We start from the raw sequence: 25,977 nt of genomic DNA on the forward strand, positions 1-25,977 counted from the left end.
CATCAGCAAGGAAAGTCATGCGCAATAACCAGCCTGTCACCGGGCAAGAGTACGAATTCCCGTCGTCGCAAATGCTTGTTTCCGCGACCGACCTGACCGGCCGCATCGAATATTGCAATCCGGCTTTTATCGCCGTGTCCGGCTATACCCATGAAGAGCTCGTCGGCCAGCCGCACAATCTGATCCGCCATCCGGACATGCCGCGCGAAGCGTTCGCGGACATGTGGGCAACGATTCGCGATGGACGTCCATGGACTGCGCTCGTCAAGAACCGCCGCAAGAACGGCGATCACTATTGGGTTCATGCGAACGTCACGCCGGTGGTCAAGAAAGGTGCCGTGGTGGGCTATCTCAGCGTGCGCGTGAAGCCGGCGCGTGACGCTGTGCGCGCTGCCGAAGCGTTGTACTCCCGCATGCGGGCAGGCGAGGCGCGCGGGATAAAGCTGCGTCGCGGCATGATCGTGCGCACGGGTTTGCCTGGTCGGCTGCAAGCACTGACACGCCTGCCCGTGGCGACGCGCGCCGCTTTCGGTTATGCGCTCACGCCGCTCGCGCTCGCGGCGGCCGGCCTCGCGGCGTGGCAAGGCGCGCCGCCAACGCCGTTCTGGATCGCGTTCGGCGTGGCCAGTGCCGTCAGTCTGGTTTCATGGCGTCTGCTCGCGCGGCATGTGGCTGCGCCGGTGCGCGACATGAGCGGATTCGCGACCCGGCTCGCCGCAGGAGATCTGACTGTCGATCTGGAGATCGCGCGTCACGACGACCTGGGCGATGTGCTGCAAGCATTGAATCAGTTGAAGGCCAACCTGGCCGCGATCGTCTATGACGTGCGCGAGCAGATCAACGGCATGCTCGATAACGCGCGGGAGATTTCAAGCGGCAACGTGGACCTCGCTCGCCGTACGGAACTGCAGGCCGCCTCGCTGGAAGAAACCGCCGCCACGATGGAAGAGCTGACCACCACCGTGCAAGCGAACGCCGATGCCAGCGTGCGCGCGCTCGACCTCGCGAAAGACGCGCAGGCCGCGGCTGCCGAAGGCGGCAAGATCGCCGGCCAGGTCGAGCAGACCATGGCGGGCATTACGGCCGCATCTCGGCGCATTGCCGACATTACCGGTGTGATCGACGGCATCGCTTTCCAGACCAACATTCTGGCGCTGAACGCCGCCGTCGAAGCGGCGCGCGCGGGCGAAGCAGGCCGCTCGTTCGCCGTGGTCGCGGGCGAGGTGCGGATGCTTGCGCAACGTTGCGCGGCGTCGTCGAAGGAGATCAAATCCGTGGTCGAGGCAAGCGCGGCGGAAGTCGCGGCGGGCACCGACCTCGTAGCGCGCACCACCTCTCAAATGCGTGCAATCGACGAAGCGGTCGAGCGCGTGTCGTCGATCATCGTGGAAGTAGCGAACGCGAGCAGCGAACAGGCCGAGGGCATTCGCCAGGTGAACCAGGCTGTTTCGCATCTCGATGGCGCGACCCAGCAGAACGCCGCGCTCGTCGAACAGGCGGCGTCCACGGCGCAGCGTCTCGCCGCGCAGGCGGACGTGCTAAGCGAGGCCGTCCGTCTGTTCACGGTTGCGGACACGGCGCCTGCGTCGCGCGTTGTTGCTCGCACGCGTCAGCGCGCGCCAGCCAATGCTGCGCACGAGCTAGCATCAGCAGCCACGCTTGCGCATGGACAGCGCGATGCTCATCCCGCGGAGCATGACGAGGCGGTCCCGGTTGTTCATTAATGACGCATCGACGTTGCATTGAGGCCGCATTGATCCGATAGATCGGCATTACTCCTACCTCGACAGCGGGATATTGACGCCGTACCGTGCAAGCGTCGCTGCCCAATGGATGTATGGACAGACTGACCCGAGTAACAACGGCGTTGAGCGGCCCGTCCCAAACAGACGGGCCGTTTTTTTTCGCGCGATCTATGCTGTTGGAGCGCGCACGTCGATGCGCGCCTTTCTGCTCACAGATTCATGCCGCTTGCTACTGACGGAGACACAGATGATCGAGTCCAACTCGCGAGGCGCCGCTTCGCGCGATCCGTTGTCTTTGCATCTGACTGCCATGGCGCGCAACAACGCATGGTCGAACCTGCGCCTTTACCGCGCGTGCCTGAGCTTGACCGACGAAGCATTCGCCGCGCGCAGGGTGAGCTTCTTCCCATCGTTGCAACTCACGTTGAATCACATTTTGCTCGTAGACCGTTACTACTACTACGCGCTTGTGGGCGGCGGCCAGGGCCTCACGATTTTCGACGACGAACTGCCCTATCCACGCGCGACTCAGCTGTGGGACGCCCAGGCTCGAAGCGATAGCGACCTGCTGGCCTTTTGCAAGTCGCTGACGGGCAGCGACTTGAACCGTGAGGTGGAGATCGACCGCGGTCCGTCGGTCGGCGTTCAACGGGAGAGCATCGGCAAGGTGCTGCCTCATCTCTTCGTGCACCAGATCCATCATCGCGGGCAGGTTCATGCGATGTTGAGCGGCTCCGACGCGGCGCCGCCACAACTGGACGAGTTCTTTCTCGACGGCGATGCGCCGTTGCGCGCCTCTGAGATGCTGGAACTGGAACGCATGCGCGAATCTCATAACCGACCGTTGTAGTGGAGCGACGGCCGGACGTTGCCTATGTTGAGGGAGCGCGACCTACCGAGCATTGCTTCGGGCGTTTTTGCCGATCGCCTGTTCGCTGACCTCTCGCGATGCATAACCATACTGCGCGTCAGCAGCATGACATTGCAGGAGAAGAACTGCACCGCCACGGGGCACGAAAAATGCGCCCGTCGTCGCAACGAGTCGCGTTAAACTCATTGTCACAGGTGAACGCCACTGCACGCACCGGGCTCGCGGCCCGCGGGCTTAGGTGCACGGCGGCGTTCGGGCAAGCAGGCGCACGCAACGGTCAATCGCCAAAGCGTGAACATTGCGCGACAGACGGCGCGTCATGCTGCCCGTACAATGGTTCGATCAACAACGGATTAAGGACAACTTCGATGCGCACTACCGGGTCCTCCGGGTCAATGGCCCTGCTCACCGAATACGACGACGCAACCGGGCGCGAACTGCGTTCGCTGCGCCTCGAGTCGACAGAAGACGGCAAAGGCATTCTTCTGATCGAGGTCGATGAGCGCAAGCCCGGCATACATCGGGAAGTACGCTATGAAATCACGCCGGCCGAGCTGATCGCGGCAATCCGCGCGCACGGCGCCGAGTTGCCGGGCGAGCAGCACAATCATCGTCAATAACGTAATCGCGCGGCGCAGCGCATCAGCGTGATCGCCGCGTGCGCAGTAGAAAGCGCGGCACTGCAGGCGCCGCGCACCATTACCGGCATCTTCGCGCGCCACCTCTGTTCAGGCTGCGCGAGATTCAATCGTCTTTCATTTTGTTCGGCTCGCGCTGGTTGACATTCACAGCGCGTGCGGCGCGCGGACCGAAGGCGCGGCGGTAACGCTTCCAACCCCGAATAACCGGGGTTTTTCAAGGGCTTTGCACGCCTTGAAAATGGTCCATAATCGCTCCATTCTCCTTTGCTTCCCTACTGCGCACCGTGCCTGAAAAGGCCGCGGATGTAAGTCGATGCTACATGATCTCGTCGAGCAATACGGACCGGCGCTCATTTTTGCCAACGTGCTGGCGGCCTCTATCGGCCTGCCGGTACCGGCTATGCCGTCGCTCGTGTTGTTCGGCGCAATGGCCGCCATGCATCCCGGCTCCGTCGGCACGCAACTGCTGCCGGTACTCGTGCTGTCCATCTTCGCAACGCTGATCGGCGACAGCGCGTGGTATCTGGCCGGCCGTCTGTATGGCGGCAACACGCTGAAAACCATCTGCCGCCTTTCGCTGTCGCGTGACACGTGCGTGAAGAAAACCGAGCGGTTTTTCGGGCGCTGGGGCGTGCGCGTGCTGGCCGTCGCCAAGTTCGTGCCGGGCCTGTCGATCGTGTCTATTCCAATGGCGGGCGCAATGGGCACCCGTTACCGCACGTTCCTCACCTACGACAGCATCGGTGCCGCGTTATGGTCGGGCACCGGGCTTATCGTCGGCGCGTTGTTCGCGCATCAGATCGACATGGTGTTCGCCGCCGCCGGGCGCCTCGGCCGCACCGCGGGCGTCGTCGCTATTGCGCTGTTGCTGTTGTATGCGGCGTATCGCTGGATTCGGCGTCGTCAGTTGATCAACAAGCTGGCGTCGGCTCGCATTGAAGTCGACGAACTCGCCACGCTGGTCGAGGCGGGCAAGACGCCGGTGCTGTTCGACATCCGTTCGCACGAGAAGCGCAAGCTCGATCCGTTTGTAATTCCGGGCTCGCAATTCGCCGACGAGCGGCAGCTCGATCAGATCGTCGCCACGTATCCGCGCGACCAGAAGCTCGTGATTTATTGTTCGTGTCCCAATGAAATTTCGGCCGCATGGATGGCCAAGCAGTTGAACGAAGCAGGCTTCGACGACGTGCTGCCGTTGCGCGGCGGCATGGAAGCCTGGCGCGACTCCGGCAGGCCCGTCGAGGCCTTGCCCGGCATGCCGCCGCCCGAGGCCGCAGTCGAGCACATCGCGCCGAAAGCGGTTTGACGCCGCGGCGCTTCCGCTTGCGCGCTTTTGCGTGCGCGCCGTTGCGCCTTCGTTCAGTCAATCAATGAACACTGAAGGAGCGGTTCAATGCTTTCCGTTTCAGAACCCGAAACACAATCGGAAGCGGTAGTCGCCGACGCGCCGTTTTCGAATCTGTCCACGCGCATGCATCAGATGTTCCCCGCGCTCACCGAAGCGGAGATCGATCGCGTGCGCCGGTTCGGTGAACCGAGCCACTGGGAAGCCGGCGAACTGCTGTTCGAGACCGGCCACACCGGTCCAGGCATGTTCGTGCTGCTCGAAGGGCGCGTGAAGGTCTATCAACGCGACGGCATCGGCCGTGAAGTGGTGATCGGCGAACACGGGCCGGGGCATTTCCTCGCCGAGGTCGGCCAATTGTCGGGACGCCACGCGCTCGTCAACGGCATGGCGCTCAGCGCGGTGCGAGCGTTGCTCATTCCGCCGGAGAAGCTGCGCGCACTGCTCGTGGCCGAAGCCGAATTGGGCGAGCGCATCATGCGCGCGCTGATTCTGCGGCGCGTGTCGCTGATCGAAAAAGGCGCGGGCGGCCCGATCCTGATCGGCAGCAGCACCGACGCGCGCCTCGTGATGTTGCAAGGCTTTCTGTCGCGCAACGGTCATCCGCATTCCACGATCGACGAATGCGACGAGGACGCGTTGCGTCTCGTCGAGCAATTCGGCGCGCAGCAGGAAGACATGCCGCTCGTCATCTGTCCGGACGGCTCGGTGCTGCGTCATCCGAGCATGCCGGAACTGGCGACCTCGCTCGGCCTGCTGCCAGATCTGGACGCCTCGCTCGTCTATGACGTCGCAATCGTGGGCGCAGGACCGGCCGGACTCGCCACTGCCGTGTATGCGGCGTCCGAAGGACTCTCGGTCATCGTGCTCGATAGCCGCGCGCCGGGTGGCCAGGCCGGTGCAAGCTCGCGAATCGAAAACTACCTCGGCTTTCCGACCGGCATTTCGGGTCAAGCGTTGGCCGGACGCGCGTTCGTGCAGGCGCAGAAATTCGGCGCGCACGTGGCGATTCCCGTCCACGTAAAAGCGCTGCATTGCGGGGAGGCGCCGTACCGGCTCGAACTGAAGTGCGGCGGTCATATCAGCGCGCGCACGATCGTGATCGCAAGCGGTGCGGTGTACCGACGCCCCGCGCTCGAAGGGCTCGACCGTTTCGACGGACGCGGCGTCTACTACTGGGCGTCGCCTGTCGAGGCGAAGCTGTGCAAGCGCCAGGAAGTCGTGCTGGTGGGCGGCGGCAATTCGGCCGGCCAGGCGATCGTCTATCTGGCGACGCATGCAGCGAAGGTCCACGTGCTGATCCGGCGCAGCGGCTTCGAAGCCACCATGTCGCGCTATCTGATCGACCGCATCCGCTCGCTGCCGAACGTCGTCGTGCATCCAAATTCGGAGATCGGCCGCCTTGTCGCGGACGAAAGCGGGCTTGCGTCGGTCGCTCTGAAAAAGCCCTTGCCCGATGGCACCGACCACATCGACACGCGGCATCTGTTCCTGTTCACCGGGGCGGACCCGAACACCGACTGGCTGCGCACCTGCGGCGTCGAACTCGACGAAAAGGGCTTTGTGCTGACGGGCACCAGCGCGGACGGCGTGTCGGCATGCGATCTCGCAACGACCGTGAAGGGCGTGTACGCGATCGGCGACGCGCGCGCGGGCTCGACCAAGCGCGTGGCGGCGGCGGTCGGCGAAGGCGCGGCGGTGGTCGCGCAGATCCACCAGATACTGGCGGTTTCAGCGGACGAAGCGGTCGCATCCGTGGCTTGAGCTTGAGTTTGAGCTTGACCCTCTGCGAGGACCGCCGCACGTTCACGGGCGGTCCGTAGCAAAAGCTGCCGGCCAGGCTGCCGGGTAATGCTCTGTTACACACGCCTTCAACTCGTTGCACCTGCTTTTCTTTCTGTCTCGTAAGATCCATGTCAGCCATTCGACAGTGAATGGCCGATCGTTGGAAACAGCAATCGTCTTGCTGGGACACAGGAGAGAAGCATGAACAAACGCGCGATCTTCTTCGCCGCCTTCGGACTTGCCGCCGCCTGCGCATCGACTGCCGCTTCTGCTCGCGTCGACGTGGGCGTGTTCGTCAACACGCCGGGCCCAATCTACGCCGCGCCGCCAGTCATGTACGCCCCGCCGCCGGTCGTCTATGCGCCTCAGCCCGTCTACGGTTACGGCTATCGCGACGACTATTACCGGGGCCACCGCTGGCATCACGACCATGGCCGTCATCGCGGCTGGGACAAGCATCACGGGCGCGGCTGGTAGGCTTTGAGCGCGTGCCGCGGAGGCCTGGCTGCGCTGCGCTCCCTAGTTTGTGGTGCTGACGACGTGGCGCATCCGGGCGCGGCCGTTCATGCACCGGCATAGGCGGTTTCAGGTGGCCCATTTGACGTTTCTCCTGCGACTCGCTTGCCATCGCCAGCGTCCGCTTCGACCACCTGCCGCTTGGTTGGCGGCCACTTCGGGCTCGGTCTCGGCCAGTCCACGACTCATCTGCCGCTTCGTCGCTGCACCACCTTTGATGCGCAGCGCGCTGGCATCAACCTCCGCTTTGCATTCACGCTACAGTAGCGTCTGCTGATTCAGGTCAGGCTCGCGCCTTCTCATCGCAGTCACTCACTGAACAATCTCCGCGTGAAGACTCTTCCGCTTTCCGCCGCCCGCACGCTGCATCTGGCCGCACAAGGTCTGCTGACACCGCCGCGCCGCAAGGCCGTGAAAGCCGACGTGCTCGACGCGATCCGCCGCATGGCGCAATTGCAGATCGACACGATTCACGTTGTCGCGCGCAGCCCATATCTCGTGCTCTTCAGCCGGCTCGGCGCGTATGCGCAGCAATGGCTCGACGAACATCTCGCCGAAGGCAAGCTGTTCGAGTACTGGTCGCATGAAGCGTGCTTCGTGCCGATCGAAGACTACGGCCTGCTGCGTCATCGCATGCTGGACCCGAGCGGCATGGGCTGGAAGTACGCGGCCGACTGGCACAACAAGCATCGCGAAGACATTGAGAAACTACTGGCGCACATTCGCGCCACGGGACCGGTGCGCTCGGCGGATTTCGCTCGCGAGTCGGGCAAGGGCAACGGCTGGTGGGACTGGAAGCCGGAGAAGCGCCATCTGGAAGTGCTCTTCGCCATCGGTCAACTCATGGTGGCAGAGCGGCGCAATTTTCAGCGCGTCTACGACGTCACCGAACGCGTCTTGCCGGACTGGAACGACGCACGCGATCTGCCATCGTCGCATGTCGTCACGGATGAACTGCTGCGCCGCACTTGCCGGGCGCTCGGCGTCGCGCGGGCCGATTGGGTGGCGGATTATTACCGTCTGCCGCGCCGCCCGTATCGCGACGAGCTTCATGCGCTCGCGGAGCGCGGCGAATTGATTCCCGTGCAGGTGGTCGGCTGGAAGCAGGACACGTTCGTGCACCGCGACCTCGCGCCCATGCTCGACGACGCCGCGAGCGGCAAACTCGCCTCGACGGTGACGACCGTACTTTCGCCGTTCGATCCTGTGGTGTGGGACCGCAAACGCGCCGCCGCGCTGTTCGACTTCGACTATGCGATCGAGTGTTATACGCCGGCGGCGAAGCGCAAATACGGTTACTTCGTGCTGCCGCTACTGAGCCGCGGGCGGCTGGTAGGCCGCGTCGATGCAAAGGCGCACCGCGCGCAAGGCATTTTCGAACTGAAGTCCGTGCATATGGAAGCGGGCGTGCGTCCGAGCGCCCGGCTCGCTGGCGACCTGCGGCGCGCGTTGCAGCGGTGCGCGGATTGGCACGGCACGCCGCAATTGCAAATCACATGGGCGTCGCCGGAATGGGAGGACGCATTGAGCGTTGATGAGTGCGTCGAAGAGTAAGCGCGCCGCCGTCCTGCGCAGTCAATGCAGCGCCGACCATGCAAGCGACAGCGAAAAGACGCCGAGCAGGATCGACGCGCCTCGCTGGATTTTCGCCGGATCGAGCCAACGCAGCTTGCCGCTGCCCAGCGCCGCGCCGAACGCGATCCATGCGAGCGCAATCGGCACGAGCAGGCACACGAAGATCAGCATGGCCGAGAGATAAGCGGGCCAATGCGCGAAAGCAGCGGCCGGAAAAATAGTGCCCGCGAACAGCAAGGCTTTGGGATTGAGCAGCGTCGCAATGAACAGCGTGCGCATGCCGCTCGCGCGCGGCGTCGAGTCGGGTAGCGCGACGGCGGCGCGCCACATATCGATGGCCAGCCACGCGATGTACAAACCCGCCGCCACGCGCAGCAACGCGGGCAGCCATGGCAGCGCATGCGCGGCTTGCGTCAGGAACCGTCCCCAGACGGAAATAGAAACCAGGTAGCCGGCGAGTTCAGCGGCGATAAGCGGTAGCGACCGCTGCGGGCCTTGGCGCAAACCTGCCGACGCAAGCAATGTATTAGTCGGACCCGGCGTAATCAGCACGACGATAATGCCGACGGCCAACAACGCGGTAGCGGACGCAGAGAACATGGAAAAGGCGCAATGTTGAGAACAGTGCGCCTTTTTATCACAGACGGCGACTCGGCCAGCACTTGACTTGGCGACGAGGCGCGAGGAGGGATCGCTGTCGTTAAGGGTTAGCCGTTAAGGGTTAGCCGTAAAGTCAGGCGCAAAACGCTCAACGCCAATTGCTGATGGCAAGCGTCATGGCCCAACCAACGTTCAGTGTTCCAGCTTCGCGCGCAGTTCCCGCGCAGCTTCTAGCAGCCCTTCATATCCCGAACGCGCGTGTTCGGGCAAGTCAGGATCGCCGACAAACGTGCCGAGCGTTTCGATCAGGCTGTACAGAATCCCCTTTGCAGCGCCTGACGCAATGCTGCCGGACGATACCTGCTGATCCACGTGACTGAGCGCTGCGTCGAGGTTTTCCAGATTGGGCCGGTCGCCGGTGGGCGGCGTAGGCGTTACGTCTTGCGTCATGATGAAGCGTCTCCCCGTATGAAGCGGTAAACGAGCGATCCTTTCACGTTGTTATATACCGATCGCGGGTTGCCGTCTATTCGTGATCGGCGCGAACACGACCTGGACTAAGGTGTCCACCGATACATCAGAATTTTTGCGCGCGCGTCGTCTTCTACCAGTATCACGTACTCGCCGTTGTCACGTTTCGCCGCGCTGATGCCGAGATAGACGTCCACCCAACCGCTCGTGTTGCCCACGCTCGCGCCGGGCGTCATATAGCCGACCGGCTGACCTGTGCGCGCGTCGTACACATCGACCTTCGCCGTGTACAACTCGGCCACGAAGACATAGTCGCCGGCTACCGCGACGCCTACGGTGGTCGTCTGCGGATTGCTCTGCGTGTTCCACGGCAGCGCGACCGCGTACTGCTGCGTGGGCGCGCCCGAACTCCAGTTGTCATAACGCGCGAGCACGGGGCCGGCTTCTTTCCAATGGGTCGCGTCCCACGGAACGGCGCTTGTAAAACCGGACAGATACATGGTGTCGGATTCCGCGATGTAGATGAGCCGCGCCAGTCGCGTGAAAGGCTGCGGCATCGCAAACATTCTGGAACTGGCGTAGGTGTAGATCGGATTGCCCGCTTGGTCCAGCCCCTGCAAAGGCATTTCGCGGATGCCGCTCAGCGGTGTGGCAAGCCAGACGTTGCCCAGCGCGTCCACCCACCAGAAGCCGTTGCCCACGGTGCTGCCGGTCGACGGATTGCTGCTGATTTCGCTGGCATCCACAACGCCATTACCGTTGACATCGCGCCACAGCCATTCGCCATAGCCCGGCTGGCCCGAAGGCCACGTGCCCGGCAGCGGATTTTGCGCGAACAGCCCCGACGGAATCGCCGTCTCACCATGTGCGGCGTCGAAGCGGTAGACGTTCAGATAATGCGCGCCCGGATCGAGCGTATAGAGAAACGGCCGCCCGCCGATTCTTCGCACCATCGGCTCGCCGCGCACGCCGCGCGGCTGATGAAACGTGGGATCGTCGGGATAATCGAAGCGATTCAGCGTGAAGCCCGCATACGACCATTCGCGGCCCACAGGCTGGTTGTAGTCGAGCGTGAAGCGCTTCGAACCGGTGTACACCGAAGCCGGCGTGGCTGGATCGAATGCGGCGCTGTCCACGAACGTCAGCCCATACAGCCGCCAGTTCAACGCATGCGAGCTGAACACATAGCTTTCCAGCACCGCACCTTGACCGACCGATGCAGAGCCAACCGGCCGCGGCCCTTCACCGTTTTGCGCGACATACAGATTGCCCGCCGGGTCGAGCGCAATTCCCGTCATGCCGTTAAAGCGCCAGTTGCCCGGCACACCCTTGACCGCATGAAAAATACCGTTGCGCGTGCCGAGCGGTGAGGCCGCTCGCGGTTGACCGCTGGCGTCCTTGTTGAAGACGAGAATCTGTTGCGACGGCCCGTTGTCCGCGACGAGAATTTGTCCAGCCGGCGTAACGGCGATGTCGGTCGGAACTGCGCCGGCGGGCAACGGCAAGACGCCGGCGAGCGCGGTCCCATCTGTGCTGAAGTGCAAAATAGTTAGGTTTCCGGACGATACGCCGCTTATCACCCAGAGCGTCAAATCGGTGTCGATCGCGATACGTCCTGGTGAGCTGACGCTCCACGAGCGCAATGGCTGCATCGTATTGGCGTTCAGAACAACGATGCGGTTCGCGTAGGTGTCCGAGAGGTACAGTTCGCTGTCGGTGGCGGCAAGTCCGCGGATGGCCGCGTCGGTACCGGTCGTTACTGTATCGACGGGCAGGAAGCTGTTTTCCGTTGCGTTCGCGCTATTGCCCACGCCCGCACTAAACGGCACGCCGGCCGAGAGATTCGCCAACGTGCGGCGCGTGATGCCAAACCACGTCTGTCCGGCCGGCGGATAGTCTGCGCCGACCAGCTTGTTGTTCTCGTTACCGATCGACATTGCCGCGTACAGATACGTGTGGTTGACCGCGACGGCATCGCCGCCCGCAGCGCCCCAACCGTGCGTGAAACCGGCGACGGCGATCTTGTCGCCCCCGCGATACGCGGCAATTTCACTGCCGCTCTCGTCCCACGGCGCGTTCGTGAAGACGGTACCGTCGGCGCCCGCCGCGATTGCCTGGATATCCTGCTGCATCCACTTACCGTCGCCGAAACCGAAGCTATTGCCGATCCAAGAGGTGGTGTAGGTGAGCTGCGACTGCGCATAGCCAGTAAGCGGAAGAAGACAGTGGCAAAAAATGATTGCCGCGCCGAGGCGCGAAAAGAGTTTCACAACGATGTTCCCTTGCAAGTGACGCTTTCATCCTCGCATAGAAAACAGGTGAAATTAATTGATAAAAAAATTGATCGTAAATATTTGAGAAAACAAATATACCGCTTGCATAGGAGTGCGTGGCGTGCCGATTCTTCTGCGGTCTCGCGGAGTTATGTGACAGAAGCGGCCAATCTCGTCACGATGCGTCAATAGGCCGCCAATATCGTTTTCTTCAAATGCTATTTGTGAATCCATCCCAGCAAAGGCGCACTTTGTGCGCATAAACTCCGCGTTTATCAGGCGTGGCTGCGTCGCCCGAAAATGCGCCGGGTCATATCGAACGCAACCAGATTGCCGGCCACCACCAGCAGCAATCCAACCACTGCCAATGCCGACCACTGATAGCCCTCGAATACCGTCGACACAGCTAGCGCCACGATCGGAAACAGCACGGTCGAATAGGCGGCGCGCTCGGGCCCGATGCGCCCGACCAGCATCAGGTATGCGGTAAAGCCGATCACCGAGCCAAACACCGCGAGATACGCCAGTGCGCCGAGATAGCGTGTGGACGATTCGATAGCGAACGGGAAGCCGGCGAGCGCGCTTCCTACGGTCAACACGCTCGCGCCGATCAACATCGCCCAGCTATTGGTCGCGAACGGATGCAATCCCATCGACTGCATGCGGCTCGACAACAGATTGCCAGCCGAAAAGCACAATGTGCCGAGAAACGCGATGCCAAGCCCGAGCCATGCGGCGTGGTCGCCGAGATGTCCGCTCATCTGCTGAACGAAGAGACACACAATACCGACGAGACCGAGCATCGCGCCCGCAATCGCCGATGGCTGCAGCGGACGCCCCATGAAAAGCCGTCCGTTGATCGAATTAAGAAGCGGCGCCGTGGAGAACACCACTGCCACGAGGCCGCTCGGCACAACCTGTTCAGCGTAGTAGAAGCACAGGAAGTTGACGCAAAACAGCGCGAGCCCTTGCGCGAACAAAAATCTCCACGCGGCGCGCGGCGGCCACATCGGCCGACGCATGATGCGCAACAGCGCGAACAGCACCAATGCGGCGATCCAGAAACGCCAGGCGATGGAAACTGGCGGCGGCACTTCGCCCAACTGCCATTTGATCGCGATCCAGGTGGTGCCCCAGATCAGAACGGTAACAGCATAAAGCGACAGATTCATGGTCAAGCCTGCACAGCGGATACGGGAGTGCGACTATGCGGCAACGCAGGCGCCAGGACTTGTCCAGGATTGCGCATTTTCGGCGGCAAACCGCGAGCACATAGGTGCCGGGGCGCGGCCAGCCGTATACTTACGCTCATATCCCGCAAGAACGACACCAGTCCCGTGAAGCCGAGCCCGCCCGTCGCTGTGAATGACGCCACTGAAACGCCGTTTGGCATTCAGTCGGTGTGTCACACGCTCGGCAGCTCGAACGCGAATCTGGACCGGTTTGCGTGGCTCGGCGACGGTCTGGCGATTGCCGTTTGGACGCGCGACACAGAAGTCGCCGAGACCGTCTACGATCGGCCGGGCCACCACACCCTCTCGTGCTACCTGGATGGCGGTTATCGCACCGAGCGGCAGAAAATGCCGGGGCGTTACGGCGCACCGTCGCGCTTATGCGCATTACCCGGCGATCATGAGTCGCGCTGGTGGGTGCGCGGCCATATGCATTTCATGCACCTTTATTTCCTGCCTGAGCACTTCACGCAACGCGCTGTGCAGGAACTGGACCGCGAGCCGCGCGAGTTGACGCTCGCCGACCGCACATATTTCGAAGACGCGCGCATTGCCAGTCTGTGTCAGTCGCTCGCGAACGAACGTTGGGACGACCCGGACGGTTTGCTGCGCACGAACGAAACCGCGCATGAAGTGCTGAGCCTGCTGCTGCGCTCGCAAGGCGTGCGCCGCACCGGCCTGGCGCTGAAGGGCGGTTTGTCGGTCGCGACCAGACGGCGACTGCGCGATTACATCGAGAGCCATCTTGCAGAGCCGCTCACTATCGGTGAACTTGCAGGCGTGGCGGCGCTGTCGGAGTTTCACCTTGCGCGGATGTTCCGCACGTCGTTTGGATTGCCGCCCGCTGCGTGGATCGCGCAGCAGCGGCTCGAACGCGCGCGCATGCTGTTGCGCACCACGTCATTGCCGCTTCTGCGGATTGCCGAGCTATGCGGCTATGCAAACGCGAGTCACTTTAGCCACCGTTTCCGCGAAGGCGTGGGCGTGTCGCCTACCGCGTACCGGCAGGCTGTCCCGGCTTAAGCGCGTCATTGCAGCGCCATTGCGAGCACACGGGCCACATGAATGGCCTCCACGCCTGCGCCATCGTGAATCTGATGACGGCAACTCGTGCCGTCCGCGACCATGACGGTATTGCCGTCGATCTTGCGCACCGCCGGCAATAGCGACAACTCGGCCATGGCCTGCGACGTCGCATAGTGCTCCGCTTCGTAGCCGAAGCTGCCGGCCATTCCGCAGCACGACGATTCCACCGTCGATACCTTCAGCTCAGGAATCCATTTCAGAACGGTTTGCACGGGCGTAAAGGCGTCGAACGCCTTCTGATGACAATGGCCATGCACCAGCGCCTGCGGCGTATCCAACGGCTTCAACGCAAGCTTCAGGCGACCCGCTTTTTCCTCGCGCACCAGGAATTCTTCGAAGAGGAACGCCTGTTTGGCGAGCCGCTGTGCTTCGTCGCCGAAGCCGTAGTGCAAAAACTCGTCGCGCAGCGACAGCAGGCACGACGGCTCCAGACCCACAACGGGTACGCCGCGCTCCACGAAAGGCTTGAACAGATCGAGCATTCGCCTCGCTTCGTGCTTCGCTTCGTCAACCAGGCCCGCCGCGAGAAACGTGCGGCCGCAGCAAACCGGGCGCTCGCCTTCGCGCATGTTGAAGTGCACGGTGTAGCCCGCCGCCTCCAGTACCTTCTGCGCCGCCCTGGCGTTCTCGGGCTCGATGCTGTTATTGAAGGTGTCGACGAATAACAGCACTTCCTTCAGCGTCGCGCCATGCGCGTTCACCGTGGGCCTTGCGCTCGACAGAAACGACTTCCTGAAACGCGGCAAGCTCCGCTCGCTCGCGAAACCGACCGCGCGCTTGAACAAGGACGACACAAGCGGCACATTGTCGGCAACTGCGATCAAGCCCGGCATGCGGCTCGCGGCGGCAGCGTAGCGCGGCATGAAGGCGACGAGCTTGTCGCGCAGCGTCAGACCATGTCGCTTGACGCGCGCGGCGCGCGCTTCGATCTTGAACTTCGCCATATCGACGCCCGTCGGGCAGTCGCGCTTGCAGCCCTTGCATGACACGCAGAGATCGAGCGTGTCCTTTACTTCGTCGCTCGCAAGGCCGGCCTCGCCTAGCTGACCGGAGATTGCAAGACGCAAGGTGTTCGCGCGCCCGCGCGTGACATGCTGTTCGTCTTTCGTCACGCGGTAGCTCGGGCACATCGTGCCTGCATCGAATTTTCGGCAGTGACCGTTGTTATTGCACATCTCGACGGCCTTCGCGAGACCGCCTGCGAGGTCGTTGCCGCTGCCCGGCGCGGTCTCGCGGCCAGTCAGCGGATCGCGCTCGACGTTCCATGCGGACCAGTCGAGCGCCGGTTCAATGGGCCGTTCCTGATAGCCGGGCGCGAAACGGAAATAGCGCGCGTCGTCCATTTTCGGCGGACGCACCATCTTGTCGGGATTGAAGCGGTTGTCCGGATCGAACAGCGCCTTGATCTCACTGAACGCCTGATTGAGTTTGGGACCGTATTGCCACGCCACCCATTCGCCGCGGCACAAACCGTCGCCGTGCTCTCCGGAATAAGCGCCCTTGTATTCGCGCACTAATGCCGCGGCTTCCTCGGCAATCGCGCGCATTTTCACCGCGCCGTCGCGGCGCATGTCGAGAATCGGCCGCACGTGCAGCGTGCCGACGCTCGCATGGGCATACCAGGTGCCCTCGGTGCCGTGCCGATGAAACACCTCCGTCAACTGGCTCGTGTACTCGGCGAGATGTTCGAGCGGCACCGCGCAGTCTTCGATGAAAGACACCGGCTTGCCGTCGCCCTTCATGCTCATCATGATGTTGAGGCCGGCCTTGCGCACTTCCCACAACGCCTTTTGCGCGTTCGCGTCCGGCATTTCCACAACCGAGCCAGGCAAGCCGAGATCCGCCATCAATTCGGAGAGTTGCCTGAGCGACTCGAGTTGCGCGTCGCGCGACTCGCCCGCGAATTCCACGAGCAGCACAGCTTGCGGCTCGCCGACCAGCGCCTTTTCGACGACCGGGCGAAACGCAGGGTTGCTCATGGCCAGATCGATCATGGTGCGGTCAACCAGCTCCACCGCGACCGGCTTTAGCTTGACGATGTGCTGGGTCAGATCCATCGACTGCCAGAACGTCGGAAAGTTGACCACGCCCAGCGTTTTATGCGCGGGCAACGGCGCGAGCTTCAGCGTCAACTGACGGCTGAATGCGAGCGTGCCTTCCGAGCCGACCAGCAGATGCGCGAGGTTCGCCACGCCGTCGTCGGTATAAGCGCGCGGATTCTGACAGTCGAACAGGTCGATGTTGTAGCCGGCCACGCGGCGCAACACTTTCGGCACGCGCGCCACGATTTCGTCGCGCTCGCGTTGCGCGATCTGCCTGACGCCTTCGAATATCTGCTGCAAACGCGCGCCTTGCGGCGCATCGCGCAACGAAGCGAAACGCGCTTCGGTGCCGTCGGCGAGAATTGCGTCGATGGCTTCGACGTTGTGCACCATGTTGCCGTATTCAATCGAGCGCGAACCGCACGAATTGTTGCCCGCCATGCCGCCGATCGTGCATTGCGCCGCTGTCGACACATCCACCGGAAACCAGAGACCGTGCGGCTTGAGCCATGCATTCAGATGATCCAGCACGACGCCCGGCTCGACCGTCACCGTGCGCGCCTCCAGATCGAAATCGACGATATTGTTCAGCCATTTACTCGTGTCGATCACGAGCGCTTCACCGACCGTTTGTCCGCATTGACTCGTGCCCGCGCCGCGCGCGAGCAGCGGCACTTTCTCGCTGCGCGCAATGTCGAGTGCGATGCGCAGATCGTCCTGGTCGCGCGGCACGACGACGCCGACGGGCATGATCTGATAGATCGACGCATCGGTCGCATAACGTCCCCGGCTTGCTGCATCGAACAGCACGTCACCACGCAACGATTTACGCAGATGTTGCGCGAGCGGCGTCATCAGACGCGCCGTGGACGGCACGAGATGAATCGGCTTGACCAGCAAAGCGGAGGTGGGATTCGTCATAACGTCGGTGTTGTTGCAATACGCAGAAATCGCGGCGCAGCGCGGCAAACCGCGCGAGCGCCCGAACGTTCAATACAACGTGACGCTTACCGATGGCAGTCCTTCTATGCGTCCGTGTGCCGTGCCCGCGCTTCGCGGGAAGAACATGCCGGTGTACGAACCGGTTGTCACGACCATTTCCGGCGTCACGGTGACGCCACGCGACGTCGCGTGATTGACGAGCCACGTGAGCAGTCGGCGCGGATCGCCGGCGGGATTGGCGGGCGTCAATTCCACGACATCGCGTCCGTTGAAATCGAAACGCAGCGCGGGCGAGACAAACGGGAAGCTCTCGTCGTACGGCATGAATTCGCCGACGACGAGCGCGCCGTGGTTCTGCAAGTCCGCGAGTTGCGCGAGCTTGTCGACGTCCGGCCACGCGGCGAACCGGCTCGCGACGATTTCGATCGTCGCGCCGAATGAACCGATTGCGGCATGCACGTCGGCCTCACTATAAGGCGTTGTGGTGGGCTCGAAACTGCGACCGAAACGAAACGCGATCTCCAGTTCCAGGCCCAATGGCGCGAAGGCCCCGCGCGGCACAGTGGCGCCGTCGGGATACCGGTCGACGTCCGGCAACGGCGCGCCCTGGATCGGCCCGCTGTCCGACTTGGCGCCGATCTTCCAGCCGCCGATGCGCGCGCCGGCGATCGCCAGGATCTCATGCTGGACCGCATACGCCGCATTGGCGTCGGTCGGCGCGAGATTGGGCGGAAGGTTGTCGAGCGTCGCATGATCGCGGCGCGCATCGGCGAGCAAGCGGCTCAGAGGCAACGTGGTCAGCTTCATGGCGTCGGCGCGAGAGGACTTAAGCATCGCTTACACGCCCATGCGGGGCGAGACCTGCCCCTTGTCCGCGGGATCGTCTGCAAACTTGCTCTCCGGCTGCATGCGGAACGCGAGCACGACACCAATCGCCATCAACAGCATGCTGCCGACGAACGGCAACTCCCAGCTGCCGAAGTAGTCGATCAGGAAGCCGCCCATCACGGGCGAGATGATCGCCGCGAGCGCCGAGCCCGTGTTCATCATGCCGCTCGCCGTGCCCGAGGCTTCCGGCGCGATGTCCATGGGAATGGCCCACATCGGTCCAATCGTCATTTCGGCGAAGAAGAAGCCCGACGCGAGGCACGCCATCGACAGATACACGTTGTGCGTGAACATAATCGGAATCAGCGACAGCAGGCAGAACATCATGCACACCGACACCATCCAGCTGCGTGCGCGCTTCAGGCTCCCGGTTCGCGTATAGATAAAGTCGGTCACGACGCCGCCAAGCGTATCGCCCACTACGCCGGCGAGGAACACGACCGATGCGAAGATCGCCGACTTCTTCAGTTCCAGGTGATAGCTGTGCAGGAAGTATTGCGGAATCCAGCTCAGGAACAGCCACAGTGTCCAGCCATAGCAGAAGTACACGATCGTGACGGGCGCCATGCGGCGAAACAGCTTGCCCCAAGGCACGCCCGCCGACTTTGCTTTGGGCGCGGGCAATACTTCGAGCTCTTCAGTCGTGATACGCGGGTGGTCTTTCGGATGCTCGGTGAACGTCAATGCCCACACGACAACCCACAACAGGCTGAAGGCGCCGCAGATGTAGAACGACTCGCGCCAACCCCAATTCGCCATGACGAGCACGATGAGACCGGGCGCGACCGCATTACCGATGCGCGACGCGGCGTGCGTGATGCCCTGCGCAAAACCGCGTTTCTCTTTGGCGACCCAGCGCGCCATTGCGGATGTCGCGGCGGGAAACGTTGCGCCTTCACCGAAACCGAGCAGCACGCGCGCGGCCAGCAGTGAGATCAGCCCGCCGGCGAAACCGGTCAGCAACGTGGCGATGCCCCAGATCGCGCCGCACGCGAGCAGCGTACGTCTTGCGCCAAAACGATCGCTTACCCAGCCGCCGATAATCTGAAACAGCAGATACGGATACGCGAAAGCGGAGAACACCAAACCGACTTCCGTATGCGAAAGATGGAATTCCTTGCCGAACCCCGCGGCCGCTGTACTGACGTTGACGCGGTCCAGGTAGGTGATGAAGTACATGATGCAGAGCATCACTAGAACGATACTGGTCGCACTGGTCAAACGAAACCGCTTCATCGTCTCTCTCCATTTGCATGTGTCGACGGCGCGCCTCACATGACACGCCCGGTCGTCGCCCGGCGGTAGGCGCCGCCGGAACATCGCATTGTTCAGGGCCGCGTTCTGCGCGCGGCTTCGTGATGGAACTGACTTCGTTGATGCCTGCTTTCGTTGCGGTCTGCTTTTTTCGACGCGTTGCTGCGGCTTGTTGAGCGGGTCCGGTGTTGCGACGTGGCCAGCACAGCTTGTTCTGCCGCTTCGTTCAGGCTGCCGCCTTCAAACCGGACGCTTGCGTCGGCTCGCTCAACCACTCCATAGCGGCAGGCAAGCCGCTTCCCTTGAGCGGAACGCCCGCGAGCCGCAAGCCCATTTCGCAACCCGCGAGCGTCGCGAGCAGCATCAGGTCGTTGCAATCGCCCAGGTGACCGATGCGGAACATGCGCCCTTTCATCTTGCCGAGACCCGTGCCAAGCGACATGTCGAAGCGTTCGTAGATCAGCTTGCGAACCGCGTCGGCATCGACACCGTCGGGCATCATCACGCCCGTCAGCACGGGGCTATATACAGCCGGATCGGCGCACTGGATTTCCAGGCCCCAGGCGCGCACCGCGCGGCGAGTCGCCTCGGCAAGACGCTCGTGACGCGCGAAGACGTTGTCGAGCCCTTCGCCGAGAATCATTTCGAGCGCTTCATGAAGCCCGTACAGCAGGTTCGTGTTCGGCGTGTAGGGCCAGTAGCCCGTCTTGTTCATCTCGACGATTTCGCTCCAGTCCCAGAAGCTGCGGGGCAACTTTGCATGCTTGCTCGCGGCCACGGCTTTCGGCGAAATCGCGTTGAAGCTGATGCCCGGCGGCAGCATCAGGCCCTTCTGCGAGCCTGAAACGGTGACGTCGACGCCCCACTCGTCGTGGCGATAATCGGCGCAGGCAAGTCCCGAGATCGTGTCGACGAGCAACAGCGCGGGATGACCTGCGGCGTCGATTGCGCGCCGCACGGCGGCGATATCCGAAGTCACGCCCGTGGACGTTTCGTTGTGCACGACGCACACCGCCTTGATCGAGTGCTGCGTGTCTTCGCGCAGACGCGCTTCGATCATTTGCGGTTGAACGCCGCGGCGCCAACCCTCGATGCCGGGCAAGCCAAGAAACTCAGGCTTGAGCCCCAGGCTTTCGGCCATCTTTTTCCAGAGCGTTGCGAAGTGCCCGGTCTCGAACATCAGCACATGATCGCCGGGGCTCAACGTGTTCGAGAGCGCCGCTTCCCATGCGCCGGTGCCGGACGCCGGATAGATGACCACGGGATGCTGTGTCTTGAAGATCTTCTTAATCCCGTCGAGCACTTTCAGACCCAGTTCGCCGAACTCAGGGCCGCGGTGGTCGATGGTCGGGTAGCTCATCGCCCGGAGGATGCGATCGGGCACGGGGCTCGGCCCCGGAATCTGCAGAAAGTGACGGCCGGCGGGATGAAAATCTAACTTCAACATTGCGCTCCTCCGATTGAATTTTGCATGCAAAAAACTATATCAGACGAGTTCGGACAGGCGAAAGACCAAAATCGCCTTTGCGCACAGGTGTTTACCCGCGCTGTTTCGCAGTGCGCGGCGATCCGATAAAATCGAATCCAATGTGGATAAGGAAGTTTGTATGCAAAATTCGGAATTTGAGGCCAGCCTGCCCACGGCGGCCGTGTTGCCGAAAGTGGAGCGTCAGCGCTTGCATGACACGGTGGTGGAGCACATTCGCCGGTTCATCGTCGAGGGCGTACTTGAGCCGGGCAAGAAGCTGAACGAGCGAGAATTGTGCGAAACGCTCGGCATTTCGCGCACGCCTTTGCGTGAGGCGCTCAAGGTGTTAGCCGCTGAGGGGTTGATCGAGATTTCGCCGAACCGGGGCGCGTCGGTGTGGAAGATGTCGGAGGCGGAGTTGCGCGAGACGTTCGAGTTGATGAGCGGTCTCGAAGCTTTTTCGGGCGAACTGGCAGCCGAGCGGATGACGGCGGCGGAGCTTGCCGACATCAAGGCGTTGCATTACGCAATGCTCGCTTGCCGCGCGCAAAACGATCTGGCTGGGTACTACAGCCGGAATCAGGCGATCCACGACAAGATCAATGAGGCCGCGCGGAACTCAGCGCTTCGGCAGACTTATATCTCGGTGAATCGGCGTTTGCAGGCACTGCGTTTCCGGTCCAATTTTCAGATCCCGAAGTGGGACAGCGCCATTCATGACCACGACGAAATGTTGAAGGCACTCGAGGCGCGGGACGGCAAGAGGCTTAGTCAGATTCTTCGGCAACATCTGCTTGATAAGCGCGATGCGGTCTTGCAGGTGCAGTCGAGGGAAGAGGCGGCGGGGTCGGGGTTGAAGGCTTGAGGGGTGTGTCTTGCGTGCCGACGCGGGTTATGCGCCGGCGCGCAAGCGTGGAAATTTGTTCGATCGAAAGGTGCAATGACCTTCGGATAGTACCGTGTGATAGGCAGTCTGCGGGATAGGGTCATGGGGATCTCGTCCTGGACAAGCTAAGTGACTTGCCTGAAGTCTGAACAGGCGAGTTTTCCTCCGTTCTGCGACGTGGACACGCCGGCTACACGATGCTGGAAATCAGGCTGCATCCGCATGTGGCACGGTGGCCCTGTCGAGCAACCGGTACGCCGTGGTCAGTGATCTTTTCGTCGCCCTCGATGATGACATTGGGCTTTACGTCCGGATGCTGCGCACATGTCACATGGTCGCCCTTGCGGGCGACGCGCCTGCCGCCGTAATGCATGGTGTCGGAGGCGGTGATGACTTCGCCGCCGTGATCGGTGCTGTCGCCGAGTCGGATAAGGTCAATCATGATTGCTCTTCGGTTACTGGTTCATTGGCGAGTCGTCAGATTTGAATTCAATACTTTGCAAGACATTCAGGATCGAGCCTTTTTTCTCATTTCTGAGATTTGCGCCACCTCCAGACACTCCGATCAATATATTCTCCCCGTGAATGAAACAAAATCTCGAACCTTGATCTTTTGTCTTAGACCTGCTGTCTATCACGAATCCCCGAGTTTCGCTTAAATCTATATTTTTGAATATCACGCCATCTTTACTTGAAATTGGCACCCATTGTTTACCGTCGAAATTTGCGGGGCACTTCAACGAATTCGAGTCCATGATGTCCTGCAACTCAGGAGAAACTTCGGCCCGCGTCGAACTGGATGACCACTTGAAATTTGAAATTTTGTCGCACATCAAGCCCATCCATTGGGCCTTCATGGTTTTAGGCTCTTCAAACCACCAATCGTATCCCGACGTCATCTCAGCCTGCTTCAGATGCGGCAGATGGTGGTCTGTTAGCGTGCGATTTGCGCGATAAAGTACAAGATCTGGGTCGTTGTATTTCACATGATCTCGCTTTCCAATTGTCATCGAAAATCGACAATTGCCCATATCAACCAGTATCACTGCTGGACCGTCTGCACTAGCAGTCTGTCCAGCCGCATTACCCACCCTAACCCACTGGTCTTGTGCAAACGCCGGCTTAATAAAGGATGCGACTAAGAGAAACAAAACCACAGCTACGATAGGGCGGTAGTTCATGGCGCCTCTGAACGAGAGAAGTCAATAGGCAGGCAAGATGTTGAACTGTTTGGCTGCGGAAAATTCGTGACATCGAACAGGATCACTTGCGCATTAGCGAATGCCAAGAATCGAGACTGTATGTCCTTGCTGGTGCCGGGTGCCTGCCCTTGGAGTCGTTTTACTGCGGCCCTCGCAATGCGTTCCAGTGCTTTTATCGTCTGCACCGTCCACGCCGTTCCTGTGACGTGCACCCGCCAGCTGATTACACGATGCTTGAAATCAGGTTGCAACCGCATCTGGCGCGGTGCCGCTGCCGGGCAACCGGTACGCCGCGGTCGGCGATCTTTTCGTCGCCTTGGCTGATGACATTCTGCTGCACGTCGGGATGCTGCGAACACTCCACAAGATCGCCCCCGCGGGCGACATGGCGTCAGCGGTATCGCATCGTGTCGGACGCGGTGATTACTTTGCCGCGTGGTCGGTGGTGCCATTGACTTCGGTATGGTCGATCATCGGGACGTTCCATGCATTTCGTTAGCTGGCGGCGGTTCTCCTGACGGCCCCCAGATGCTGTGCCCGACATGCAACAGTTTCATGAGCATGCCGGATGCACAATCTGCCATGCACATAGCTCTGCCTTTACTTACTTTTCCGTCATGCGTGAGTGGAAAGTCAGAGTAGATCAATGGCTTTACAGGACTTGCCCCGTCTATCTCCACGTTCGTGGATGGCATGGGAACGTTTTGATCAACCGTGTTCGCATTGTTTACGTTAATCCATGGATAATTCCTCATCTCAATCGTACCCGGCAATTTATAAGCCTCACTACTTGAATGCACGCAATCGGTCACATACTTGAACATTCGCGGGCGCCCTTCAGTGGCGAGATAACATTTCCCCATAAAAGTATAGAACCGATAACCTGTACGCAGACCTGTATCGAGACTCACTTCAAAATTATCTCTATCAATAGTTACGTAATTTTTAACAAAATTATCTTTTAGATATGGAAGAAATGAATAATCAACCCCATCGTCTTCTGAAGATAATGCCTCCGATGCTATATCAAACCTTGCCCTGAGCGGGGGTGGACCTTTCCACAAGTGCATATCATCCAAGGAAATGAGATCACTTTTTTTAACCACGTCCCCGGTGTGCAGACCGCGATAAATCGTTTGCTGCGAAGCTGCATGACGAAATTTTCTGCACAGCGACGGGGGCGGGAATACATAACCGTGATCGCTGGTCCCCCGCTGTTCCTCGATGAGCCTATTTCCAATGGCGTAACCTGCAAACATTTGCCCGACCTGCTTTTTTAAAAACAAGTCACATCGCGGTTTGAGCAGCGCATCATACCGAACAGCAACGTCGTTTTTTACAGCGCGCTCTTTCGAGAACGAGTTTTCGATGATTGAAAGAAAAGCAATGGTGGCAAGCGTATAACTAATGAAACACAGTCTCGATTTTTGTTTTAGAAACACGTTTCACCTCGCAGCCGTAACATGCATGTGTGTATCATGTGGCTCTACCCAGTGGACCCAAGGAGTAAAAACCTGGGTAGCAGCAACTTGAGTATCGTGTGTCAATTCTTCATATAGCGCCCCGAGCTTCCGTCCTCCGACGGTACTTGGAAATGGCTGATTTCTATCTTGTGCCCCTTGGTTGCGGATCGCGACTTGAATGCTTTCGGCGTCGTCATCGAAGCGTGTCACATCGATCCCAATGCCCATTTTGTGAAGCGACGATCCAAGCATTGGCCGCCATGAACTAGATAAATCGAGAGTGTCGATATGCAGACGCCATGCCGCTCGCAGAACGGCAGCGAATGCTCTTGGTGAAGTCCGAGATAGCGCCTGTTGAATAGTGGTTCGCGCACTAGAATTTATAGCATTAGCAAACGCTCTCGCAGCGAAATGTACTGTAATTCCTAGCTGGGAAACTATTACACTGAACGCATTCATCGAACGAGAATCTTGACCAGCCGCATAAATAGGAGCCAGTGCGACAGACCAATCAACGTGCAATTGTTCATCAGGAGCACCAAGGCCACCAGGCGTGCCGCTAGCAACACCGGATTGCGACGCCGCAGCAGAGGTCAAGCAAGTCCGAGAAATTGTACCCGGAGGACATAACCGACGAATATCGGCCGTCGTGAACTCATGGCTTATGCGTAGCCAAAGATCCCCGTCAAGAAACCCGAAGTATTGGTTCTGAACGTTAGGTTTTTCGACAAGAGAGTTATCAGCTGGAACTTGTCCCAACGTATTTAATCGTGCAAATTCGCTTTTCACGTCTGCTCGCACTTCATAAATATGCACTTTGCTATGGGCGGCATCGGGAACCGACCAAGAAAACAATTTGAAATTTCTATGATCTGCGTATGCGTCGTTGGCGATGTGCAGCGCAATGCGCCTGGTTTCATCGGGGATGTGTATCGCTGGCAAACTGTGCTTCCAGCGCTTCCCGTCATGTAACGCATTATTTTCGAGAGCTACACGCGCAGGAAAGGATTGAGTTCCTCCGGTAGCGGCTTGAACCGGGAATAAAACCTTTTCAGTATCCGCATCAATCACAACATAAGGGAGCGTCGAAAGATATGACGCGGAGTCGGTTACTGCTCGATGTGCGACATCTGTATTGCCAAATACGTTTGCAAACGGGATGTTGTGCGCATCGTCCAACGGTGCACAATAAACAACGAAACTAACCACGCGATCGGTGATCGTCACATCATACGTCGGCGTATTCTGAGCCGTTACCATGTTTGGGGATGAGACCTGCTGGGCGGCTGTCATTTCTTAGTCGTGTATTGAAGGTTTAACGTCACAGCAGTTGTCCAACGCGTCCTCTTTTTGTGCCTCGTCTACTTCGTGACCGGGATACAAAGCGACGTCCTGGGAGCTTGCAGTCCAGACCCGCTTTGTGCGCCCGTGCTGGTCTGTGCGCCCGAACCAGGTCGGGCCGTTTTCCGTCTTGATCTGATAGGGGTAGTTAGGTAACGGGTTACCGCTACGGTCGCGGACAACAAATTGCGCACTGTGGATCTTGTCTCCAAGAAGATCAGGCACCCGCACGCGCTGTGTATCTGGTCCTGGCACGTCCCAGGCCGCGCCTCTCTCCAGAATCGCCCCCGGCGACCCGTTGATGATCCCGCTGCCGTTGATCTGGATGTACGACCCGCCTGCACCGAGCCA

At 60.6% G+C, this 25,977-nt stretch carries 21 protein-coding genes and 2 pseudogenes; 9 read left to right on the forward strand and 14 right to left on the reverse strand.

The genetic code is table 11. The annotated features are described in order from the left end of the window. The first annotated feature begins 17 nt into the window (after positions 1-17). The 7 genes from J2W46_RS32605 to J2W46_RS32635 all read left to right on the forward strand — a co-directional run bounded on the left by J2W46_RS32605 (position 18) and on the right by J2W46_RS32635 (position 8,457). Positions 18-1,724 carry a methyl-accepting chemotaxis protein gene (locus tag J2W46_RS32605; RefSeq protein ID WP_310359839.1) on the forward strand — a complete coding sequence of 569 codons (1,707 nt, stop codon included), beginning with the start codon at positions 18-20 and terminating at the stop codon, positions 1,722-1,724. Between the two features lie 268 nt (positions 1,725-1,992). Next, the gene (locus J2W46_RS32610; RefSeq protein ID WP_310359840.1) at positions 1,993-2,595 is read left to right on the forward strand and encodes a DinB family protein; all 603 of its coding nucleotides are present in this window, start codon (positions 1,993-1,995) and stop codon (positions 2,593-2,595) included. Positions 2,596-2,984: 389 nt separating this feature from the next. Then, entirely contained in the window at positions 2,985-3,236 is a 252-nt protein-coding gene (locus J2W46_RS32615; protein ID WP_027804733.1) for a hypothetical protein, read from the forward strand. Positions 3,237-3,570: 334 nt separating this feature from the next. Next, on the forward strand, positions 3,571-4,563 hold the full coding sequence (locus J2W46_RS32620) for a DedA family protein/thiosulfate sulfurtransferase GlpE (RefSeq protein WP_020068603.1): 993 nt from the start codon (positions 3,571-3,573) through the stop codon (positions 4,561-4,563). A gap of 87 nt (positions 4,564-4,650) precedes the next feature. Beyond that, a complete protein-coding gene (locus tag J2W46_RS32625) occupies positions 4,651-6,366 on the forward strand; it encodes an FAD-dependent oxidoreductase (protein ID WP_020068604.1) in 1,716 nt (571 codons plus the stop codon). A 222-nt stretch (positions 6,367-6,588) separates the two neighbouring features. Beyond that, entirely contained in the window at positions 6,589-6,864 is a 276-nt protein-coding gene (locus J2W46_RS32630) for a hypothetical protein (RefSeq protein WP_020068605.1), read from the forward strand. Between the two features lie 369 nt (positions 6,865-7,233). Then, positions 7,234-8,457, forward strand: coding sequence for a winged helix-turn-helix domain-containing protein (locus tag J2W46_RS32635; protein ID WP_310359841.1), 1,224 nt, complete (start codon positions 7,234-7,236; stop codon positions 8,455-8,457). A gap of 21 nt (positions 8,458-8,478) precedes the next feature. On the opposite strand, the gene J2W46_RS32640 is transcribed toward J2W46_RS32635, so the two are convergent. The 4 genes from J2W46_RS32640 to J2W46_RS32655 form a co-directional block, all read right to left on the reverse strand. Then, a complete protein-coding gene (locus J2W46_RS32640; RefSeq protein ID WP_310359842.1) occupies positions 8,479-9,078 on the reverse strand; it encodes a LysE family translocator in 600 nt (199 codons plus the stop codon). 192 nt (positions 9,079-9,270) lie between these two features. Then, a complete protein-coding gene (locus J2W46_RS32645) occupies positions 9,271-9,528 on the reverse strand; it encodes a hypothetical protein (protein ID WP_020068608.1) in 258 nt (85 codons plus the stop codon). A gap of 107 nt (positions 9,529-9,635) precedes the next feature. After that, positions 9,636-11,819 carry an NHL repeat-containing protein gene (locus J2W46_RS32650; RefSeq protein WP_310359844.1) on the reverse strand — a complete coding sequence of 728 codons (2,184 nt, stop codon included), beginning with the start codon at positions 11,817-11,819 and terminating at the stop codon, positions 9,636-9,638. A gap of 278 nt (positions 11,820-12,097) precedes the next feature. Further along, positions 12,098-12,994, reverse strand: a complete 897-nt coding sequence (locus J2W46_RS32655; RefSeq protein WP_020068610.1) for a DMT family transporter — start codon at positions 12,992-12,994, stop codon at positions 12,098-12,100. 165 nt (positions 12,995-13,159) lie between these two features. Here J2W46_RS32655 and J2W46_RS32660 point away from each other — a divergent pair, with 165 nt between their 5' ends. Further along, entirely contained in the window at positions 13,160-14,077 is a 918-nt protein-coding gene (locus J2W46_RS32660) for an AraC family transcriptional regulator (RefSeq protein ID WP_310359848.1), read from the forward strand. Positions 14,078-14,082: 5 nt separating this feature from the next. On the opposite strand, the gene J2W46_RS32665 is transcribed toward J2W46_RS32660, so the two are convergent. The 4 genes from J2W46_RS32665 to J2W46_RS32680 all read right to left on the reverse strand — a co-directional run bounded on the left by J2W46_RS32665 (position 14,083) and on the right by J2W46_RS32680 (position 20,713). Further along, positions 14,083-17,103, reverse strand: coding sequence for an FAD-binding and (Fe-S)-binding domain-containing protein (locus J2W46_RS32665; RefSeq protein WP_310359850.1), 3,021 nt, complete (start codon positions 17,101-17,103; stop codon positions 14,083-14,085). 69 nt (positions 17,104-17,172) lie between these two features. Further along, positions 17,173-17,958: a 2-keto-4-pentenoate hydratase gene (locus J2W46_RS32670; RefSeq protein ID WP_310069956.1), complete on the reverse strand. Its 786-nt coding sequence runs from the start codon at positions 17,956-17,958 to the stop codon at positions 17,173-17,175. 3 nt (positions 17,959-17,961) lie between these two features. Beyond that, positions 17,962-19,248: an MFS transporter gene (locus tag J2W46_RS32675; RefSeq protein WP_310359853.1), complete on the reverse strand. Its 1,287-nt coding sequence runs from the start codon at positions 19,246-19,248 to the stop codon at positions 17,962-17,964. Positions 19,249-19,492: 244 nt separating this feature from the next. Then, positions 19,493-20,713, reverse strand: coding sequence for a pyridoxal-phosphate-dependent aminotransferase family protein (locus tag J2W46_RS32680; RefSeq protein WP_020068615.1), 1,221 nt, complete (start codon positions 20,711-20,713; stop codon positions 19,493-19,495). 160 nt (positions 20,714-20,873) lie between these two features. On the opposite strand from J2W46_RS32680, the gene J2W46_RS32685 reads away from it, so the two are divergent. Then, positions 20,874-21,599, forward strand: coding sequence for a GntR family transcriptional regulator (locus J2W46_RS32685; RefSeq protein ID WP_087753665.1), 726 nt, complete (start codon positions 20,874-20,876; stop codon positions 21,597-21,599). 211 nt (positions 21,600-21,810) lie between these two features. On the opposite strand, the gene J2W46_RS32690 is transcribed toward J2W46_RS32685, so the two are convergent. From J2W46_RS32690 to J2W46_RS32715, 6 genes and pseudogenes are all read right to left on the reverse strand, one after another. Beyond that, entirely contained in the window at positions 21,811-22,062 is a 252-nt protein-coding gene (locus tag J2W46_RS32690) for a PAAR domain-containing protein (protein WP_027780003.1), read from the reverse strand. 13 nt (positions 22,063-22,075) lie between these two features. Next, complete coding sequence (locus J2W46_RS32695; RefSeq protein WP_204523345.1) at positions 22,076-22,801, reverse strand: hypothetical protein; 726 nt, start codon at positions 22,799-22,801, stop codon at positions 22,076-22,078. 244 nt (positions 22,802-23,045) lie between these two features. Then, positions 23,046-23,198 (reverse strand): annotated as a pseudogene (locus J2W46_RS34505) (PAAR domain-containing protein); the annotation flags it as partial. 94 nt (positions 23,199-23,292) lie between these two features. Further along, positions 23,293-24,264 carry a hypothetical protein gene (locus J2W46_RS32705; RefSeq protein WP_204523344.1) on the reverse strand — a complete coding sequence of 324 codons (972 nt, stop codon included), beginning with the start codon at positions 24,262-24,264 and terminating at the stop codon, positions 23,293-23,295. Between the two features lie 3 nt (positions 24,265-24,267). Continuing rightward, positions 24,268-25,578: a hypothetical protein gene (locus tag J2W46_RS32710; protein ID WP_204523343.1), complete on the reverse strand. Its 1,311-nt coding sequence runs from the start codon at positions 25,576-25,578 to the stop codon at positions 24,268-24,270. A 3-nt stretch (positions 25,579-25,581) separates the two neighbouring features. Further along, positions 25,582-25,977 (reverse strand): annotated as a pseudogene (locus J2W46_RS32715) (type VI secretion system Vgr family protein); the annotation flags it as partial.

This window comes from Paraburkholderia strydomiana (assembly GCF_031456815.1).
Taxonomy (GTDB): domain Bacteria; phylum Pseudomonadota; class Gammaproteobacteria; order Burkholderiales; family Burkholderiaceae; genus Paraburkholderia; species Paraburkholderia caledonica.

Coding starts and splice junctions, on each gene's coding strand:
- J2W46_RS32605 (WP_310359839.1), top strand. CDS start 18: ATGCGCAATAACCAGCCTGTCACCGGGCAAGAGTACGAATTCCCGTCG.
- J2W46_RS32610 (WP_310359840.1), top strand. CDS start 1,993: ATGATCGAGTCCAACTCGCGAGGCGCCGCTTCGCGCGATCCGTTGTCT.
- J2W46_RS32615 (WP_027804733.1), top strand. CDS start 2,985: ATGCGCACTACCGGGTCCTCCGGGTCAATGGCCCTGCTCACCGAATAC.
- J2W46_RS32620 (WP_020068603.1), top strand. CDS start 3,571: ATGCTACATGATCTCGTCGAGCAATACGGACCGGCGCTCATTTTTGCC.
- J2W46_RS32625 (WP_020068604.1), top strand. CDS start 4,651: ATGCTTTCCGTTTCAGAACCCGAAACACAATCGGAAGCGGTAGTCGCC.
- J2W46_RS32630 (WP_020068605.1), top strand. CDS start 6,589: ATGAACAAACGCGCGATCTTCTTCGCCGCCTTCGGACTTGCCGCCGCC.
- J2W46_RS32640 (WP_310359842.1), bottom strand. CDS start 9,078: ATGTTCTCTGCGTCCGCTACCGCGTTGTTGGCCGTCGGCATTATCGTC.
- J2W46_RS32645 (WP_020068608.1), bottom strand. CDS start 9,528: ATGACGCAAGACGTAACGCCTACGCCGCCCACCGGCGACCGGCCCAAT.
- J2W46_RS32655 (WP_020068610.1), bottom strand. CDS start 12,994: ATGAATCTGTCGCTTTATGCTGTTACCGTTCTGATCTGGGGCACCACC.
- J2W46_RS32665 (WP_310359850.1), bottom strand. CDS start 17,103: ATGACGAATCCCACCTCCGCTTTGCTGGTCAAGCCGATTCATCTCGTG.
- J2W46_RS32670 (WP_310069956.1), bottom strand. CDS start 17,958: ATGCTTAAGTCCTCTCGCGCCGACGCCATGAAGCTGACCACGTTGCCT.
- J2W46_RS32675 (WP_310359853.1), bottom strand. CDS start 19,248: ATGAAGCGGTTTCGTTTGACCAGTGCGACCAGTATCGTTCTAGTGATG.
- J2W46_RS32680 (WP_020068615.1), bottom strand. CDS start 20,713: ATGTTGAAGTTAGATTTTCATCCCGCCGGCCGTCACTTTCTGCAGATT.
- J2W46_RS32685 (WP_087753665.1), top strand. CDS start 20,874: ATGCAAAATTCGGAATTTGAGGCCAGCCTGCCCACGGCGGCCGTGTTG.
- J2W46_RS32690 (WP_027780003.1), bottom strand. CDS start 22,062: ATGATTGACCTTATCCGACTCGGCGACAGCACCGATCACGGCGGCGAA.
- J2W46_RS32695 (WP_204523345.1), bottom strand. CDS start 22,801: ATGAACTACCGCCCTATCGTAGCTGTGGTTTTGTTTCTCTTAGTCGCA.
- J2W46_RS32710 (WP_204523343.1), bottom strand. CDS start 25,578: ATGACAGCCGCCCAGCAGGTCTCATCCCCAAACATGGTAACGGCTCAG.